The organism is Paraburkholderia phytofirmans OLGA172 (genome assembly GCF_001634365.1).
Taxonomy (GTDB): domain Bacteria; phylum Pseudomonadota; class Gammaproteobacteria; order Burkholderiales; family Burkholderiaceae; genus Paraburkholderia.
On the sequence record NZ_CP014578.1, the window covers coordinates 2,162,650 to 2,177,862 of the forward strand.

13 protein-coding genes are annotated in these 15,213 nt (G+C 63.0%); 7 read left to right on the forward strand and 6 right to left on the reverse strand.

Features of this window, described 5'->3' with window-relative positions:
* Nucleotides 1-56: 56 nt before the first annotated feature.
* The 3 genes from AYM40_RS09260 to AYM40_RS09270 are packed head-to-tail and all read right to left on the reverse strand — an operon-like array spanning nt 57 to nt 5,711.
* A complete protein-coding gene (locus tag AYM40_RS09260) occupies nt 57-3,107 on the reverse strand; it encodes an efflux RND transporter permease subunit (protein ID WP_063495963.1) in 3,051 nt (1,016 codons plus the stop codon).
* Complete coding sequence (locus AYM40_RS09265) at nt 3,104-4,231, reverse strand: efflux RND transporter periplasmic adaptor subunit (RefSeq protein WP_082855021.1); 1,128 nt, start codon at nt 4,229-4,231, stop codon at nt 3,104-3,106. The genes AYM40_RS09260 and AYM40_RS09265 overlap by 4 nt, the downstream gene beginning before the upstream one ends.
* On the reverse strand, nt 4,221-5,711 hold the full coding sequence (locus AYM40_RS09270) for a TolC family protein (protein WP_082855022.1): 1,491 nt from the start codon (nt 5,709-5,711) through the stop codon (nt 4,221-4,223). The genes AYM40_RS09265 and AYM40_RS09270 overlap by 11 nt, the downstream gene beginning before the upstream one ends.
* A 214-nt stretch (nt 5,712-5,925) precedes the next feature.
* Between AYM40_RS09270 and AYM40_RS09275 the strand changes: the two genes are divergently transcribed.
* The 3 genes from AYM40_RS09275 to AYM40_RS09285 all read left to right on the forward strand — a co-directional run bounded on the left by AYM40_RS09275 (nt 5,926) and on the right by AYM40_RS09285 (nt 8,591).
* Nucleotides 5,926-6,585, forward strand: a complete 660-nt coding sequence (locus AYM40_RS09275; RefSeq protein ID WP_063495964.1) for a response regulator — start codon at nt 5,926-5,928, stop codon at nt 6,583-6,585.
* Nucleotides 6,585-7,928: an ATP-binding protein gene (locus tag AYM40_RS09280; protein WP_063495965.1), complete on the forward strand. Its 1,344-nt coding sequence runs from the start codon at nt 6,585-6,587 to the stop codon at nt 7,926-7,928. Before AYM40_RS09275 ends, AYM40_RS09280 begins: the two co-directional genes overlap by 1 nt.
* A 198-nt stretch (nt 7,929-8,126) precedes the next feature.
* The gene (locus AYM40_RS09285) at nt 8,127-8,591 is read left to right on the forward strand and encodes a universal stress protein (RefSeq protein ID WP_063495966.1); all 465 of its coding nucleotides are present in this window, start codon (nt 8,127-8,129) and stop codon (nt 8,589-8,591) included.
* A gap of 123 nt (nt 8,592-8,714) precedes the next feature.
* Here AYM40_RS09285 and AYM40_RS09290 read toward each other — a convergent pair whose 3' ends face one another.
* From AYM40_RS09290 to lexA, 3 genes are all read right to left on the reverse strand, one after another.
* The gene (locus AYM40_RS09290) at nt 8,715-9,359 is read right to left on the reverse strand and encodes a DUF2939 domain-containing protein (RefSeq protein WP_063495967.1); all 645 of its coding nucleotides are present in this window, start codon (nt 9,357-9,359) and stop codon (nt 8,715-8,717) included.
* A 203-nt stretch (nt 9,360-9,562) separates the two neighbouring features.
* Entirely contained in the window at nt 9,563-9,907 is a 345-nt protein-coding gene (locus AYM40_RS09295; RefSeq protein WP_063495968.1) for a hypothetical protein, read from the reverse strand.
* Nucleotides 9,908-9,964: 57 nt separating this feature from the next.
* Nucleotides 9,965-10,615: a transcriptional repressor LexA gene (gene lexA / locus AYM40_RS09300; RefSeq protein ID WP_063495969.1), complete on the reverse strand. Its 651-nt coding sequence runs from the start codon at nt 10,613-10,615 to the stop codon at nt 9,965-9,967.
* Nucleotides 10,616-10,928: 313 nt separating this feature from the next.
* Here lexA and AYM40_RS09305 point away from each other — a divergent pair, with 313 nt between their 5' ends.
* From AYM40_RS09305 to AYM40_RS09320, 4 genes are all read left to right on the forward strand, one after another.
* A complete protein-coding gene (locus AYM40_RS09305) occupies nt 10,929-11,978 on the forward strand; it encodes a sulfate ABC transporter substrate-binding protein (RefSeq protein ID WP_063495970.1) in 1,050 nt (349 codons plus the stop codon).
* A gap of 177 nt (nt 11,979-12,155) precedes the next feature.
* Nucleotides 12,156-13,058 carry a sulfate ABC transporter permease subunit CysT gene (gene cysT, locus AYM40_RS09310; protein ID WP_063495971.1) on the forward strand — a complete coding sequence of 301 codons (903 nt, stop codon included), beginning with the start codon at nt 12,156-12,158 and terminating at the stop codon, nt 13,056-13,058.
* Nucleotides 13,055-14,101 carry a sulfate ABC transporter permease subunit CysW gene (gene cysW / locus AYM40_RS09315; protein WP_063495972.1) on the forward strand — a complete coding sequence of 349 codons (1,047 nt, stop codon included), beginning with the start codon at nt 13,055-13,057 and terminating at the stop codon, nt 14,099-14,101. The genes cysT and cysW overlap by 4 nt, the downstream gene beginning before the upstream one ends.
* Nucleotides 14,101-15,159: a sulfate/molybdate ABC transporter ATP-binding protein gene (locus tag AYM40_RS09320; RefSeq protein ID WP_063495973.1), complete on the forward strand. Its 1,059-nt coding sequence runs from the start codon at nt 14,101-14,103 to the stop codon at nt 15,157-15,159. The genes cysW and AYM40_RS09320 overlap by 1 nt, the downstream gene beginning before the upstream one ends.
* Nucleotides 15,160-15,213 lie beyond the last annotated feature (54 nt).

Sequence of the window (15,213 nt, forward strand, 5' to 3'; positions counted from 1 at the left end):
TTGCCTGCGCGGGGCGGACATCTGCTTCTCTTTGGCGCAGGCAAAAAACCCTCATTTCAAATAGCCTGCTTCTTCATCAACAACTTCAACACCACAGGCAAAAGCAACAACACCAACGGCAACTGCACAATCAACCCGGAAATAATGGCGACCGCCAAAGGCTGCTGCATAGCCGCCCCTTGCCCGAGGGCAAACGCCAGAGGCAGCAGCGCGAGAATAGCTGCAATAGTGGTCATTGCAATCGGCCGCAACCGATTCCGCCCAGCCGCGATCAGCGCCTCCTCAAACCCAACACCTTCATCCCGAATCAACCCCTGCAGCTCCGATACATAAAAAATCGCCACCTCAGTCACGATACCGATAATCATCGTCATCCCCATCATCGCGGAGATATTCAACTCGATACCGGTGATCCACAACCCGATAAACACCGCGCCCGCGGCCAGCAACGGCATCGCCATCACCGCCAGCGCAACGCGGAAGCGCTCGTACAAAAACAGCAGCAACCCAAACACCAACGCAATCGCAGCACCAAACACGGTCAGCAAACCCTTGAAAGCAATCTGCTGTTGCTGGTACAAACCACCCAACTCGTAATAGACGCCAGTCGGCAACAAGCTCTTGTCGCTCAGCGTCTTCTGTACATCCGCGATCGTCGAGCCCAGATCGCGACCATCGATTCGCGCCGTCACGGCCACCATCCGCTTGAGATTGTCGCGGCTGATTTCCGGCTGACCAGTCACCGCCACCTGATCGGCGACTCGATTCAGCGCGAACAGATGGCCGTCCGGTGCGCGAATCTGCAACTGCCCCAGTTGCGTATCGGTCAGCTTCAAGGCACCGGCCACGCGTACCCGCACGCCCACTGTCTTCGGTCCGCTCTGGAATTGCGTCGCAATGTTGCCTTCCACCATGTCGGACGCGGCCTGCGCAATCGACTGCGGGTCCATGCCCTCGGCCGCCGCGGCCTCCGGCCGGATGTGCAATTCGAGCGCGTCGCCTGCCGGGTTGATGCCGTCGTTGACGTCCACCACGCCCTGAATCTTGCCGATCTGCGCGGCGACCTTGCGCGCGGTGGTGTCGAGTGTGTTCTGGTCGTCGGAGTAGATCTTGATCTGGACCGGCTGCGGCACCGCGGTCAGGTCGCCGATCAGGTCTTCCATCAGTTGCGCGAGTTCGATGCTCACGCCGGGCACCTGCGTCTCGACCTTCGAACGGATCTCTTCCATCACCGTTTCGATCGGCTCACGGCCACCCGACTTCAGCCGCACGAAGAAGTCACCCTTGTTAGGCTCGTTCAGGTCGCCGCCGAGACCGGCGCCGGTGCGGCGCGAGTAAGTCGCGACGTTCGGATTCGCGCGGATGATGCCTTCGATCTGCTTCATCAACCGGTCGGTTTCGGTCACCGACGTGCCCGGATTGGTGTGATAGTCGAGCACGAAACCGCCTTCGTCCATGCTCGGCATGAAACCGCTGCCCACCCGCGTGAACGCGAACGCAGCCACCACGATCAGCGGCAGCAGGCCGAGCAGCACGAGAGCCGGGCGCGCCGTCACGTGTTCGATCAGAAAGCCGTAACGCCGGTTCATCCATGAGGCGAAGCGGGTTTCCTTGTGCTCTTCAGCGTCTTTGGGCTTCAGCCAGCGGTCGCACAGAATCGGCACCGCGAGCCAGGTGACGAGAAATGAAATGAACAGGGCGCTTGCCATCGTCACCGAGAGCGCCTTGAAGAACGCGCCCGTCACGCCCGACAGAAACGCGAGCGGCACAAAAATGATCAGCGTCGCCGCCGACGACCCGGCAAGCGGCCGCGTGAATTCAAGCGCCGCCGTCATCACGCGGCCATGAAACTTGTGCGCCCCGCCTTCGCGCATGCGTCGCACGATGTGTTCGATCATTACGATGGCGTCGTCGATCACAAGGCCGACCGCGGCGGCCATCCCGCCGAGCGTCATGATGTTGAAGCCCATGCCGAACACGTCGAGCAGCAGGATCGTCGCGGCCATCACAACCGGCACCAGCGCGACCGCAATCGCCGTGATCTTCCAGTTGCGCAGAAAGGCAAATAGTGTGAACGCGGCCAGCACCACGCCGATCATGATCGCGTCGCGCACGCTGGTCGCCGAGGCGATCACCAGTTCGCTCTGGTCGTACCAGTTCGAGAGATGCACGCCGGCCGGCATCTGATGCTGGAAGTCGGCGAGCTTCGCGCGGATCGCCTTGGCCATTGCCACGCTGTTCGCACCGGGTTGCTGGTAGACGTTGAGCAGCACCGCGTCCTGGCCGTCTGCCGTGACGCGCATCCATTGCGGCACGACGCCCTGATGGACTGTCGCGATGTTGCCGAGGCGGATTTGCGTCGCGCCGTTGGCCGACACCACCACGTTGCGCAGTTCGTCGAGTTGCGTGATCGTGGAGTTGGCAATCACGAGGTACAACTTGTAGTGATCCTCGATACGGCCGGTGGCCATCAGCACGTTGCTCGCGCCGATCGCTTTCGACACGTCCGGGAGCGACACCTTGTAGGCTGCGAGGCGCGCCGGATCGATCGCGACTTCAAATTCGTCCTGCGCGCCCCCCGTCACTTCGACGCGCGCCACGCCTTCCACCGACGACAGCAACGGCCGCATCTGGAACTGCGCGAGATCGCGCAGCGCAGACAACGACTGCTGTTTCGACGTCAAGCTATACGCGAGCACCGGGAACACGGTCGGGTCCATGCGCCGCACCTGCATCGAGGTGCCCTGTGGAAGCGTCGCGAGGATCTCGCTGATCGCCGACTGCGCCTGCAACGTGGCTTGTGCCATGTCGGTGCCCCAGTCGAAATTGATCGAGATTTCCGCCGATCCGCGGCTCGTAGTCGATTCGACGTCGCGTACGTTCGGCACGCGCCGCAGCGCCTCTTCGACCGGCATCGTGACTAGCGTGGCCATCTGTTCGGCGGGGCGGTCGCCCGCGTCGAGCGAGACGACGGCGCGCGGAAACGCGACGTTCGGGAACAGCGAGATCGGCAGGCGAAACGCGGTCAGTGCGCCCGCGATCGCCAGCAGCGCGATCACGAACAGCAGCGAGCGCCGGTGCTTCTGCATCCATTGACCGAAATTCATCGCGGCGCGCCTCCAGTAGCCCGCACCGCCATGCCGTCCGTCAACTCATAGTTGCCGCTGACGACGAGGCCTTCTGCGCCGTCGATCGGACCATCCACGCCGTAGCGGTCGCCGTTTTCGACCTGCGTGAGCACCGCCACGCGGCGCGCCTTGTTTTGCGGCGTGATCTGGAATACGTATGCGCCTTTGTCGTCTTTCAGCACGGCGGCACGCGGCACGACCCAATGCGTGCCGCTGCGAGTCGCGATATCGGCGCTGACATGCGTGCCCGGAATGAACGCGCTCTGTCCGAGCGGGACGTTCGCGCCGATATTGACGAGCTGGCTTTGCTGATCGACCGATGCCCCGACCAGCACCACGTGACCGTCCACCGCGGCCTTCGCGAGCGAGGTGGACAGGCCGTGCAGCGTGACCGTGTCGCCGGCACGGATAGCGGGGACGTCAGACGGCTCCACGCCGAGCATCACGTTCGCGCGCGCATCGCGGCCATTACCGCCGGCCAGTTGCAGGATCGCGGCGCCGGCCTGCACCTGATCGCCCTGGGCCGCCGATACCTGCAAAACGACGCCGTCGATCGGCGCCGCGATGACTTTGTTGCCGCTCGCGACCCCCGTCTGGTTCTGCGCGGCGAGCGCCTGCTGCGCGTCCTCCGCGGCCTTGCGGGCGGCGGCGAGTTGCGATTGTGTGGCAAGCCCTTGGTCGTACAGCGATTGCGTGCGCGCGAGTTCGCCTTGCACCAGCGTCACGGCGCTTTTTGCCTGGGTGGTGGCGAGCACCGCGGCCGGGTCCGCTTGCACGACGAAAAGCGGCATGCCGCGCGTCACGCTCTGGCCGGCTTGCACGCGCATCTGCACGATACGCGCGAGGTACGGCAAATTGACCGTGGTCAGGTTCGACGCGGATGCCGCGACGATGCCATAGGCGCGTACCGGCTGCGCGATGACGGTACGCTGCACCCGTACGGTTTGCACGGATACGACGGCTTGGTCGGCGGCATCGTCGCCGGCGGACGCACTGGCTGCGCTGGCCGCATGGACGGCGGCGCTCATGAGCGCGACGCAGGCAAGGGAAATCGCATATGAGGCGATGCGCGGCCGCCGTGCCGACAGTGGGCTATTTCGCATGAGTTTCGGTGAAGTTCTGTGCAGAGGAAAAGGCGTCGGGGATCGTGCTGCCGAGCAGCGCCTGCAAGCCGACGCGTTGTTCGGCGAGCGATTCGCGCAGCGCGGCGACGTCGACACGTTTGGTGAGCGCGGCGCTTTCTGCATCGGTATAGGCGCCGAGCACGAGGTTGTGCTGAGCGTAGGCCGCGGCCGCATGTTGCGCGGCGCGATCGACATCGGGCAGCGCGGCTTCGGTCTGCTGCAACTGCCGCGTGAGAATCACGCCGTCCGCACGCAGATGGGCGACATCGGCATACGCCTGGTTCAGGCGCGACTGATATTCATCGCGCAGGCGCTGACGTGTCGCTTTTTCGATCGCGACGTTGCCCTGGTTACGATTGAAGATCGGCAGGCTCAGATTGATCTGGAAGCCGCTGGTGTAAATGTTCGAGGTGTCGCGCGCGCGGACGAAACCTACGGAGAGGCTTGGGAACTGGCTGAGAATCGCCGCGCGGTATTTCTGCTCCTGCGCTTCATAGCCCGCTTGCAGTGCGATCAGGTCCGGGCGGCGTTGGGCGAGTTTGGCCAATGCTGCGTCGAGCGTCGCGTCGGGCAGTTCGATCGCGTCGTCGCTGCCGGCAAGTTGCAACTGCACTTCGGGTGAGAGGCCGAGCAGCGCGTTCAGATCGTGATGAGTCTGTTCCGCAGCCCGTTCGGCGTCGGTGTACTGCTTGCGTGCGTCGCTGTATGCGGTGAGCGCCGCGGTCAGCGTGTCGTCGGTCAGATTGCCGTCGCGGTGCGCTTCGGCCATGCGCTCGTAGCGCGTGCGCGCGAGGTCGCGCTGCTGTTGCAGCAGCGGCAGCGTGTCCTGCTGGAAGCGCGTCTTGATGAACAACTGCCGCGCCTGGGCGACGATCTGCCATTCCTGCCACAGCAGGCCGAGATCGGTCTTGGCCACCGTCGCGTCGGCGGATTGTTTGTTGGCGCTGCGCAGCACGATCGCCATCACGTCGATGCTCAAACCATAATTGAACGCGCGCGTGAAGCCTTCGGCGCCGGGATAGTCGCTCGCGACGCTCAGTTGCGGGTCGGGCAGCAGTCCGGCTGAATAAGCCTGCGCCCGGGCGATGCCGAGGTCGTCGCGAGCCAGCTTCAGGTCGGGATTGTTCGCCACCGCCAGCATGGCGACTTCGTCGATGTCGAATCCGTCGGACGGATCGAAACGATGCGCGGCCAGCTCGGGCAGCGGCATGGTCGACGGATCGATCTGGATGCGTTCGAGCGAACGGGCCGAGGTCGACGTATCCTGCGGCGCGAGTGGTTCGCGGTGATACCACGCGCATCCGCCGAGCAGCATCGCGCAAATTGGCACCAGCGCGCGCAACCGTGCTGCGGGGGCGGCCGCCGATCTGGCCGCAAGCGAGGCGGCCAGACCGACCGGTCGCCTCGCTGCTGAGCAAGCCGCTGAAATGGCCGCTGCGGCGGCGTTGAAAACGGGCAAATCCGGCTCCTGAAAAAAAGGTGAGGCAGCCGCGAGCGGACGTCGCAGAACAGGTGCCGATTCTGCTCATGGAGAGCTTAAGGAACGCTTAACCGGAATTTAAGCGTCCGATAAGCCTCCCTTCAGCGTCGCCTAAGCTTCTCTTAAGGAGGACATAAGGAAGCGTTAAGCTAACGGGCTGGACAATGCCGGCAAACTGGAGAGAGGAGAGACCATGCGTCTGCTACTCGTCGAAGACGACGACATGATTGCGGAGACGGTATTGGGCGCAATGCGCCGTTCGGGCTACGCGATCGACTGGGCCGAAGACGGCCGCGCGGCAGAGTTGTCGCTGGGTAACGGCGTCTACGACCTCGTGCTGCTCGATCTTGGCTTGCCGAAGAAGGACGGCATCGACGTGCTCAATGCCTACCGTAAGAGCGGCGGTGCCGCGCCGGTGATCATCCTGACTGCGCGCGATGCGGTCGACGATCGGATTCGCGGCCTCGATGCGGGCGCCGACGATTATCTGATCAAACCATTCGACCTCGACGAGCTGGCCGCGCGGGTGCGCGCGCTGTTGCGGCGGCGCACCGGCCAGAAGCAACCCATCTATGCGCACGGCGAACTCACACTCGATCCCGCGGCACACGAAGTCACCAAAAGCGGCGCAGTGCTGCCGCTCGTGCCGCGCGAGTTCGCCTTGCTGCAGGCGCTGATCGAAGAACCCACGCGCGTGTTCACCAAGGCCGAGCTGGAAGAGAAGTTATACGGCTGGGGCGAAGAGGTGGGCAGCAACACCATCGAAGTGCACGTGCACAGTTTGCGGCGCAAGATCGGCGCGGAGCAGGTGGTGACCGTGCGCGGCGTGGGCTACCGTCTGAAGAGGTGCTGATGACGTCGATTCGCCGCTGGCTGCTGGGCTGGCTGATTTTCGGGCTGGCCGCGGCTTCGGGCGTGGCGGGCTTCGGCATCTTTCACACCGCGCGCGAAGAAGCGAGTGAACTGTTCGACTACGAGCTGCGCACGGTGGCGCTGTCCTTGCCATCGAACCTGGCCGGTGCGAGCGACGGCGAGCATCGCAATCCCGACCTGGGCGATCTGGCCGACGATCGGGTCGTGATCGAGATCTGGGACCGGTCTGGCGAGCTCATTTATCACTCGATGCAGGCGCCGGTATTCTCGCGTTTGCCTGCGGGCTTCAGCACGGTCAAGCGCGGCGAGAATCATTGGCGCGCGTTCGGGTTGGAACAGCGCGACCGTTATATCCAGGTTGCGCAGCCGATCTCCGTACGCGAAGACCTTGCGCTGCAACTGGCGCTGCATACGTTGTGGCCGCTCGGTGTGCTGGTGCCGGTGACGATCGTGCTGGTGCTGTTGGTGGTGGCAAAGGGGCTGGCGCCGATCGGCGGGCTGACGCGCGCGCTGACGACCCGGTCGCTCGATTCGCTGGAGCCGCTGCGTCTTGACGGCACCGTGCCGGTCGAAATCAAGCCGCTGGTGGGAGCGCTCAATGATCTGCTGCAACGCCTGAACGTTGCTTCGCAGGCGCAGCGCACGTTTATCGCCGATGCCGCGCATGAGCTGCGCTCGCCGCTTGCCGCGCTGAAGCTGCAACTGCAGGCGGCTTCCCGCGACGGCTCGTTAAAGGGCGAAGGGCAAACGCTGGAGCGCGTCGAGGGGCGGGTCAACCGGATCATTCACCTGGTGCAGCAGTTGTTGACGTTGGCGCGTGAGGATGCACATCCGGTGACGTCGATGGTGTCGGTGAGTTTGCGCCGCATCGGCGAGCAGGCGGTGGGGGATTTTTCGCTGCTCGCGGAGACCAAGGAGATCGATCTCGGGCTCGAGTGTGAAGACGCCCGTGCGGACTACGATGCTTATACGGTACTGGCTGAGCCGCATGGGATGAGTGTGTTGCTGGGGAATCTGATCAACAACGCGATCCGGCATACGCCGCGGGGCGGGCGTGTAGATCTGATTCTGAAGCGCTCTGGCGAGCGGGTGGGGTTTGACGTGGTGGATAGCGGGTCCGGGATACCGGAGGCTGAAATCGAGCGGGTTTTCGATCGGTTTTATCGCGGGGAGGAAGCCCAGGGCGAGGGCAGCGGGCTTGGGCTGGCGATTGTGGCGCGGATCGCCGCGCGGCATCAGCTTGGGCTTTCCTTGCGGAATAATGTTGGGCGGAGTGGTTTGTGTGTTTCGGTTTTTGGCCTGACGGCGTTGGGCTTTCCTTGAGCCCCAGCCCCTATTCATCGACTTGCTGGCCGCCCACATCACCTCGCCGAGCACAATGTCGCCAAATGGCGCGCCTGCGGATCGAATCCAACACGTACCTGTTTAGGGCGCACTTAGCGTTTTCCATCCCTTGCAACCTGAATTGCGGCGCACCATGATTCATTCAGACCGCACTTCTCGCGGAATGGGAGAAAAATCATGGCGAGCTACCAAAAAATCCTGTTGTGCTACGACGGCTCGCGCGAAGGCCGCAAAGCGTTACGTTGCGGCGCCGACCTCGCGTTGGATCTGAAGGCGGAAACGCACTTATTGTCAGTGGTCGACATGCGCTCGACCATTGCGCAAAGTGCGGGCCTGCTGACCGATGTGGCCTGTGGCAGCTTCGAAAAAACGGCCCGCGACATCCTGCAGGAAGGGGTGGACTGGCTCACCGAACGCGGCGTGACCGCGCAAGGGCATTTTGCGTTTGGCCATCCGATCGATGAGATCGCCAACCTGGCGAACGAATTGCATGTCGACCTCGTGGTGGTCGGCCATCGTTGCCGCACCGGTCTGGCACGATGGTGGATGGGTGCGGGGAATACCCCGCTGCTGGATCGGGTCTCGTGCAGCATTCTGGTGGCGTGCTCGTCCGCGCAGGAGCAGCAGCAAGCGGCGGCTTGACGCACAGCGGTGGTGGGGCGCGCACTGGGCTGAAAGGGCCACGTGGGCCGAGCGGTCGTTCGATCAGGGCGACCGCGTCGGTCAAACTATGATTCGCTCAAGTCGATAGCGCCTGCCAGACGATCACTCGTTCAGATTGACCGCGGCCAGCTTCCATGTGAACAAGCCTTCGCGCCGCAAGATCGCCGAGTAACGCGCGTCACCGGCGCCATGCTGATAGGTAACGACGAATTCGTTCAGGCTGCGATAGCCCGCAGTGGTTTGCGGTGGTTGCGGTGGCGTCGCGTTGTTCTCGTTATTAGCTGTGCCGTTGGCCGTATTGCCGGCAACAGGGGGCGCGGGTTCCGGTGCGGGCGCCGCTGAGACCGGCGGAACAGGCGGCCGTTCGCCCGGGTTGCCGCGCGGCGGCATGCCGTTCAGCAATGCCGCAACGCCGTCGGGAGTCGCATAAGCGTCGACCAGCGGACCAATCAATGCCGCGCCGATCATTGCGCCAATCGTGGCGAACGGATTGCCGCTGCCATGCGCGTCGAGCCGACGTGTTAACAAACCGGTGACCTGCTGCTTCAGGCTCTCGCGCAATGCGGGAAAGTCGACGTATTCATTGACGGTTTGCACATCACGCGCATCCGCCGCGCGTTTAAGGTTATTCAGCGCCATGTAGGGCGACGCGTAACCGAACCCCAACAAGGCAATCACCACAATTGCAATCAAAGCGACAATCAGCGGCCGGATGCCGCTGCGTCTCGTGCGAGTTGAAACTGCCATCGGGTGGGATTCTCCATCAGGTGTGATCTAACGTGGACCGCGGCCACGCGAAAACGATCCCAGACGATGCCATATCCGAGAGGCCGCGGGCGGCCGAAAGACCTTAGGCCGCGCTTCGCACGCCGCATGCCGCTGGCCGCTCGCCGCACAGCCGCACAGCCGCAGTGGAATGCAGTGCACGGGCAGTGCAGCCGCAGTGCCGCTTATGATTCGAACACCGCGCCGTGCACATTGGCCTCGTCGGCGATGCAACGATCGATCATGCGGCACACGGCGTCTACCGTGCCGACCATGATCAGCCGTGACGGCCCGTGATAGACGCGCACCGGCGCGCGACGCGCAGGTTCAGCCGTATTCAGCCCCGAATTCAACGACACGCGAGCAAAAGCCGGCAGCGAGGAGGGCAAGCCCGATACGCCGGCCGGCGTGTCGAACAGCGATGGAGTACTCGCCGAGGACGCCTCGATCAGTGAGCAGGGCACCAGTTTGCGCAGATGGCGCAAACGACCGAACTGGCGAAAAGGCAGCAGGCGGGCAAGGCGTTCCATGAGTCTCTCCAGGCGATTCAACGTTAGGGCAGCTTTGGGGTGGAGCACGAGCGGGGGTTAGAACTCACCCGGGCGGATCAGCCCGACGGCGATACCCTCGAGCGCGAACTCCGCACTGCCGGTTTCAACGAAGATGTTGTCGTAGTCGGGGTTCTCGGCGATCAGCTCGATACCGTTCGGCCGGCGCTTCAAGCGCTTGACCGTCACCTCGTCGCCCAAGCGCGCGATGATGATCTGGCCGTCTTTGGCTTCGCTTTTCTTCTGCACCGCGAGCAGGTCGCCGTCGAAGATGCCCGCGTCGCGCATGGACAGCCCACGTACCTTCAGCAGATAGTCCGGCTTGCTCGAGAACAGCGCCGGGTCGCACGCGTAGTGCTGCGAGATATGTTCCTGCGCAAGGATCGGGCTACCCGCTGCAACGCGGCCGATCAGCGGCAGCGACAGTTGCATGATGCTGGCGTGCGGCAGCGTGAACTGGTACGGCGAATCTTCCGGCCCCGCCAGCAGACGAATGCCGCGCGATGCGCCGGCCGCGAGTTCGATCACGCCCTTGCGAGCCAGCGCCCGCAAATGTTCTTCTGCCGAGTTGGCCGAACTGAACCCCAGCTCGGCGGCGATCTCCGCGCGGGTGGGCGGAAAGCCGGTGCGTTCGATGGCCCGGCGGATCAGATCGAAAACCTGCTGCTGTCGTGCGGTGAGTTTGGTCATGGCGCTACTGTATGTATGAACAGGTGACTGTATTTTTATACAGTATTCCGCGCAATTCAAGCTTTACTTTAAGTTCGCGGCCCGGGGTGGCGTTCCAGCGTCGGAAATGGATGTCTTAATACCCATTTTCGTGCTGCAACGCCTTATCTGGCCGTCATTACCACTTTTGCGTATTAAAAAATGAAGAAACATTATTATTAATGATGAAAGCGCTTCGATAGACTGCCCTTCGAGTTGGCGCTCATGTGCACGTGACCGCGACGCAAAACAACACCACGCTGTTTCAGCGGACCACAACGCGGAGAAAGTTGGCATGAACCATCAAGGCACGGGGCTGGCAGGCAGGACCAGACAACTCATCGCGGCGCTCGCATTGGGCGCAGCCGGCACGATCGCCGCGCTCGGCGTCACGACACAGGGGCATGCAGCCGAGACGACGCTGCTGAACGTCTCGTACGACCCGACACGCGAGCTGTACCAGGACGTCAATCAGGCATTCGGCAAGGAATGGAAGGCCAAAACGGGCGAGACGGTCACCTTCAGGCAGTCGCACGGCGGCTCGGGTGCGCAAGCACGCTCGGTGCTGGACGGTTTGCAGGCGGACGTCGTGACGCTGGCTCTTGCCTACGACATCGACGCGCTGGCCAACAAGGGTTTGCTCGACAAAGGCTGGCAAAAGCGTTTGCCGGACAACGCCTCGCCGTACACGTCGACGATCGTGTTTCTGGTGCGCAAGGGCAACCCGAAGCACCTCAAGGATTGGGACGATCTGATCAAGCCGGGTGTGTCGATCGTCACGCCGAATCCGAAGACATCGGGTGGCGCGCGCTGGAACTACCTGGCCGCATGGGCCTATGCCGAACATCAGCCGGGCGGCAACGATCAGAAGGCCAGGGAATTCGTCGGCAAGCTCTATAAGAATGCCGGCGTGCTGGATTCGGGCGCGCGCGGCGCGACCACCAGCTTCGTGCAACGCGGAATCGGCGACGTGCTGATCGCGTGGGAAAACGAAGCGTTCCTGTCGCTGAAGGAATTCGGTCCGGACAAGTTTGAAATCGTCGTGCCGTCGGTGAGCATTCTGGCCGAGCCGCCGGTTGCGGTGGTGGACAAGGTCGTCGACAAGCACGGCACGCGCAAGCTGGCCGAAGCGTATCTGAACTTCCTGTACAGCGAGCAAGGTCAGGAAATCGCAGCGAAGAACTTCTACCGCCCGCGTTCGAACAAGGTGCCGGCCGAGCTGACCTCGAAGTTTCCGAAGCTGAAGCTGTACACGGTGGACGATTCGTTCGGCGGCTGGGCGAACGCGCAGAAGACGCACTTTGCCGACGGCGGCGTGTTCGATTCGATTTACTCGCCGCAGTAACGGCCACACAGCGCGGCACACGGCGGGACGAGATACGCAGTAAGACGTCGCAGTTAGACGTTGAAGTTAGACATGTGAGTCACACCTCGCCATTAAGCGCGCCCGCCCGGCGCGCTTGTGGCCAGCCAGGCGGCCGAAAAAAGAGCCACCGGCATCAACCCTGAAAGAGTACTGAGCATGACGACGCTGACCTTCCGAAAACCGAGTGCCTTGCCCGGTTTCGGCCTGACACTCGGCATCACGGTCGCTTATTTGAGCCTCGTGGTGCTGATTCCGCTTGCGGCGACCTTTCTCAAGACCGCGACGCTCGACTGGGCTCAGTTCGTGCGCGCGGTCACGTCGCCGCGCGTGCTCGCGTCGTATCGCCTGACGTTTTTCTCGGCCCTCGGCGGCGCGCTGATCAACGCCGTGTTCGGTTTTCTGGTCGCGTGGGTGCTGGTGCGTTATACGTTCCCGTTCAAGCGCATCGTCGATGCGGTGGTCGATCTGCCGTTTGCTCTGCCGACGTCCGTGGCCGGTATTTCGCTTGCGGCGGTGTATGCGGGCAACGGCTGGATCGGGCAGTTTCTCGAACCGCTCGGCATCAAGATCGCCTTCACGCCAGCCGGTGTGCTGATCGCGCTGACCTTCATCGGCTTGCCGTTTGTCGTGCGGACCGTGCAGCCGGTGCTCGAAGAGTTCGAGCGCGAGCAGGAAGAAGCGGCCGCCTGCCTTGGCGCGTCGCGCTGGCTGACGTTTCGCCGCGTGGTGCTGCCGGCCGTATTCCCAGCCTTGCTGACAGGCTTCGCGCTGGCCTTCGCGCGGGCGCTCGGCGAGTACGGCTCGGTGATTTTCATCGCCGGTAACGTGCCGATGAAATCGGAAATCACGTCGCTGCTGATCATCACCAAGCTCGAACAATACGATTACGCCGGCGCCACCGCCATCGCGGTCGTGATGCTGGTGGTGTCGTTCCTGATGCTGTTGCTGATCAATACGCTGCAGTGGTATCTGCAGCGCCGGACGGGCCGTGGCGGCGCAGGCCCGGCGCCTGCCGTTGCCAGCGTGGCGGCGATCGGTGTCGGCGGAGGTGTGCAATGAGCCGCAACTCCCTGAATGGTGTGGATGCCGCTGCTGTTGCCCTGGCGCCGCGCGCGCCGCTCAATGTCGCGCGCCGGCCCGATCCGGTCACCGAGCCGCCCGTCGTGCGCTGGATTCTGACCGGCGTCGCGTTGCTGTTTCTCGCGCTGTTCCTGGTCGTGCCGCTCGTCGCCGTGTTCTATCAGGCCTTGAACAAGGGGATCGGCTTCTATCTGGAATCGCTTGCCGACCCGGATGCGTTGTCGGCCATCAAACTTACCGTGATTACAGCTGCCATCGCGGTGCCGCTGAATCTCGTATTCGGCCTCGCCGCGTCATGGTGTATCGCCAAGTTCGACTTCCGCGGCAAGGCATTGCTGACCACGTTGATCGATCTGCCGTTCTCGGTCTCGCCGGTGATTTCCGGCTTGATCTACGTGCTGATGTTCGGCGCGCAAGGCTGGTTCGGCCCGTGGCTGCAAGACCATAACGTGCAGATCATCTTCGCGGTGCCGGGTATCGTGCTGGCGACGATCTTCGTCACGTTCCCATTCGTCGCGCGCGAACTGATTCCGCTGATGCAGGCGCAAGGCAACGACGAAGAAGAAGCCGCGCACGTGCTCGGCGCTTCGGGCTGGCAGACCTTTCGGCGCGTCACGCTGCCGAACGTCAAATGGGGCCTGCTGTACGGCGTGATTCTCTGCAACGCGCGGGCGATGGGCGAGTTCGGCGCGGTGTCGGTGGTGTCCGGCCACATTCGCGGCCAGACCGACACGATGCCGCTGCACGTCGAAATTCTCTATAACGAATACAACTTCTCGGCGGCGTTTGCCGTGGCGTCGGTGCTGGCCTTATTGGCACTCGTGACGCTCGGTCTGAAGTTGCTTGCCGAGCGCCATATGTCGGCGGAACTGTCTGCCGCGCGCGATGTGCCGGCGTATGCGGGGCCTGTCACGCCGGCGTCCGCTTTACAGCCCGCTCCACAGTCCGCTTCACAGTCAGTCAATACAACGCATGTGTCGAAGAGTGCAGTCAAGCACCCGCTCAAGCAAGGAGAGCTGTAATGGGTATCACCGTTCGTAACCTGCAAAAGCGCTTCGGCGATTTCGTCGCGCTCGATAACGTTTCGCTCGACTTTCCGCCGGGTGAACTGGTTGCGCTGCTCGGGCCGTCGGGTTGTGGCAAGACCACCTTGCTGCGTGTGATCGCCGGCCTCGAATACGCGGACGGCGGCCAGGTCGTGCTGCAAGGCCAGGACGTCGCGACGGTCGGCGCGCGTGAGCGCGAAGTCGGTTTTGTGTTCCAGCATTACGCACTGTTCCGTCACATGACGGTGTTTGAGAACGTCGCGTTCGGCCTGCGCGTGAAGCCTCGTAAAGAGCGGCCTTCGGAAGCGGTGATTCGCGAGAAGGTGCATGAACTGCTGAAGCTCGTGCAACTCGACTGGCTCGCGCAACGGTATCCGTCGGAATTGTCGGGTGGCCAGCGGCAGCGGATTGCTTTGGCACGCGCACTGGCTGTCGAACCGAAGGTCCTGCTGCTCGACGAACCGTTCGGCGCGCTGGATGCGAAAGTGCGCAAGGAATTGCGCAGCTGGCTGCGTCGGTTGCATGACGATCTGCATATCTCGACGATCTTCGTCACGCACGATCAGGAAGAAGCACTCGAAGTGGCCGACCGGATCGTCGTGTTGAATCGCGGGCATGTGGAGCAGGTGGGCAGTCCACAGGACGTGTACGACCATCCGCAAACTTCGTTCGTCTATGAGTTCCTCGGCGCGGCGAACCGTCTGCATGGCAACGTGAATGCGAGTGGCTTCGTGGTCGACGGCGCGGCGCTGCCGGTCGCGATCAAGGCCGATTTCAGCGGGCCGGCGTTCGCGTATGTGCGGCCGCACGATTTGCAGTTGTACCCGCAAGCGTCTGGCCACCGCGAAGGCATTGTGGTCGACGTGCGGCGCGTAGTGACGCTCGGCGGCTCGGTGCGTGTGGAACTGGCGGGCCGTGAAGGGAGTGTGCTCGAGGCGGAACTCGACCGCGAATCGTGGCGCGATCTGCAACTGGCGATCGGCGATGGCGTGACGGCCGTGCCGCGCGCGTTGCGCGTATTTCCGGCGCAATGAGCGACACCAAAACCGACACCCAAAGCAGCGTAACAACACTCGGCGTTTCAATCA

Coding starts and splice junctions, on each gene's coding strand:
- AYM40_RS09260 (WP_063495963.1), bottom strand. CDS start 3,107: ATGAATTTCGGTCAATGGATGCAGAAGCACCGGCGCTCGCTGCTGTTC.
- AYM40_RS09265 (WP_082855021.1), bottom strand. CDS start 4,231: ATGCGAAATAGCCCACTGTCGGCACGGCGGCCGCGCATCGCCTCATAT.
- AYM40_RS09275 (WP_063495964.1), top strand. CDS start 5,926: ATGCGTCTGCTACTCGTCGAAGACGACGACATGATTGCGGAGACGGTA.
- AYM40_RS09280 (WP_063495965.1), top strand. CDS start 6,585: ATGACGTCGATTCGCCGCTGGCTGCTGGGCTGGCTGATTTTCGGGCTG.
- AYM40_RS09285 (WP_063495966.1), top strand. CDS start 8,127: ATGGCGAGCTACCAAAAAATCCTGTTGTGCTACGACGGCTCGCGCGAA.
- AYM40_RS09290 (WP_063495967.1), bottom strand. CDS start 9,359: ATGGCAGTTTCAACTCGCACGAGACGCAGCGGCATCCGGCCGCTGATT.
- AYM40_RS09295 (WP_063495968.1), bottom strand. CDS start 9,907: ATGGAACGCCTTGCCCGCCTGCTGCCTTTTCGCCAGTTCGGTCGTTTG.
- lexA (WP_063495969.1), bottom strand. CDS start 10,615: ATGACCAAACTCACCGCACGACAGCAGCAGGTTTTCGATCTGATCCGC.
- AYM40_RS09305 (WP_063495970.1), top strand. CDS start 10,929: ATGAACCATCAAGGCACGGGGCTGGCAGGCAGGACCAGACAACTCATC.
- cysT (WP_063495971.1), top strand. CDS start 12,156: ATGACGACGCTGACCTTCCGAAAACCGAGTGCCTTGCCCGGTTTCGGC.
- cysW (WP_063495972.1), top strand. CDS start 13,055: ATGAGCCGCAACTCCCTGAATGGTGTGGATGCCGCTGCTGTTGCCCTG.
- AYM40_RS09320 (WP_063495973.1), top strand. CDS start 14,101: ATGGGTATCACCGTTCGTAACCTGCAAAAGCGCTTCGGCGATTTCGTC.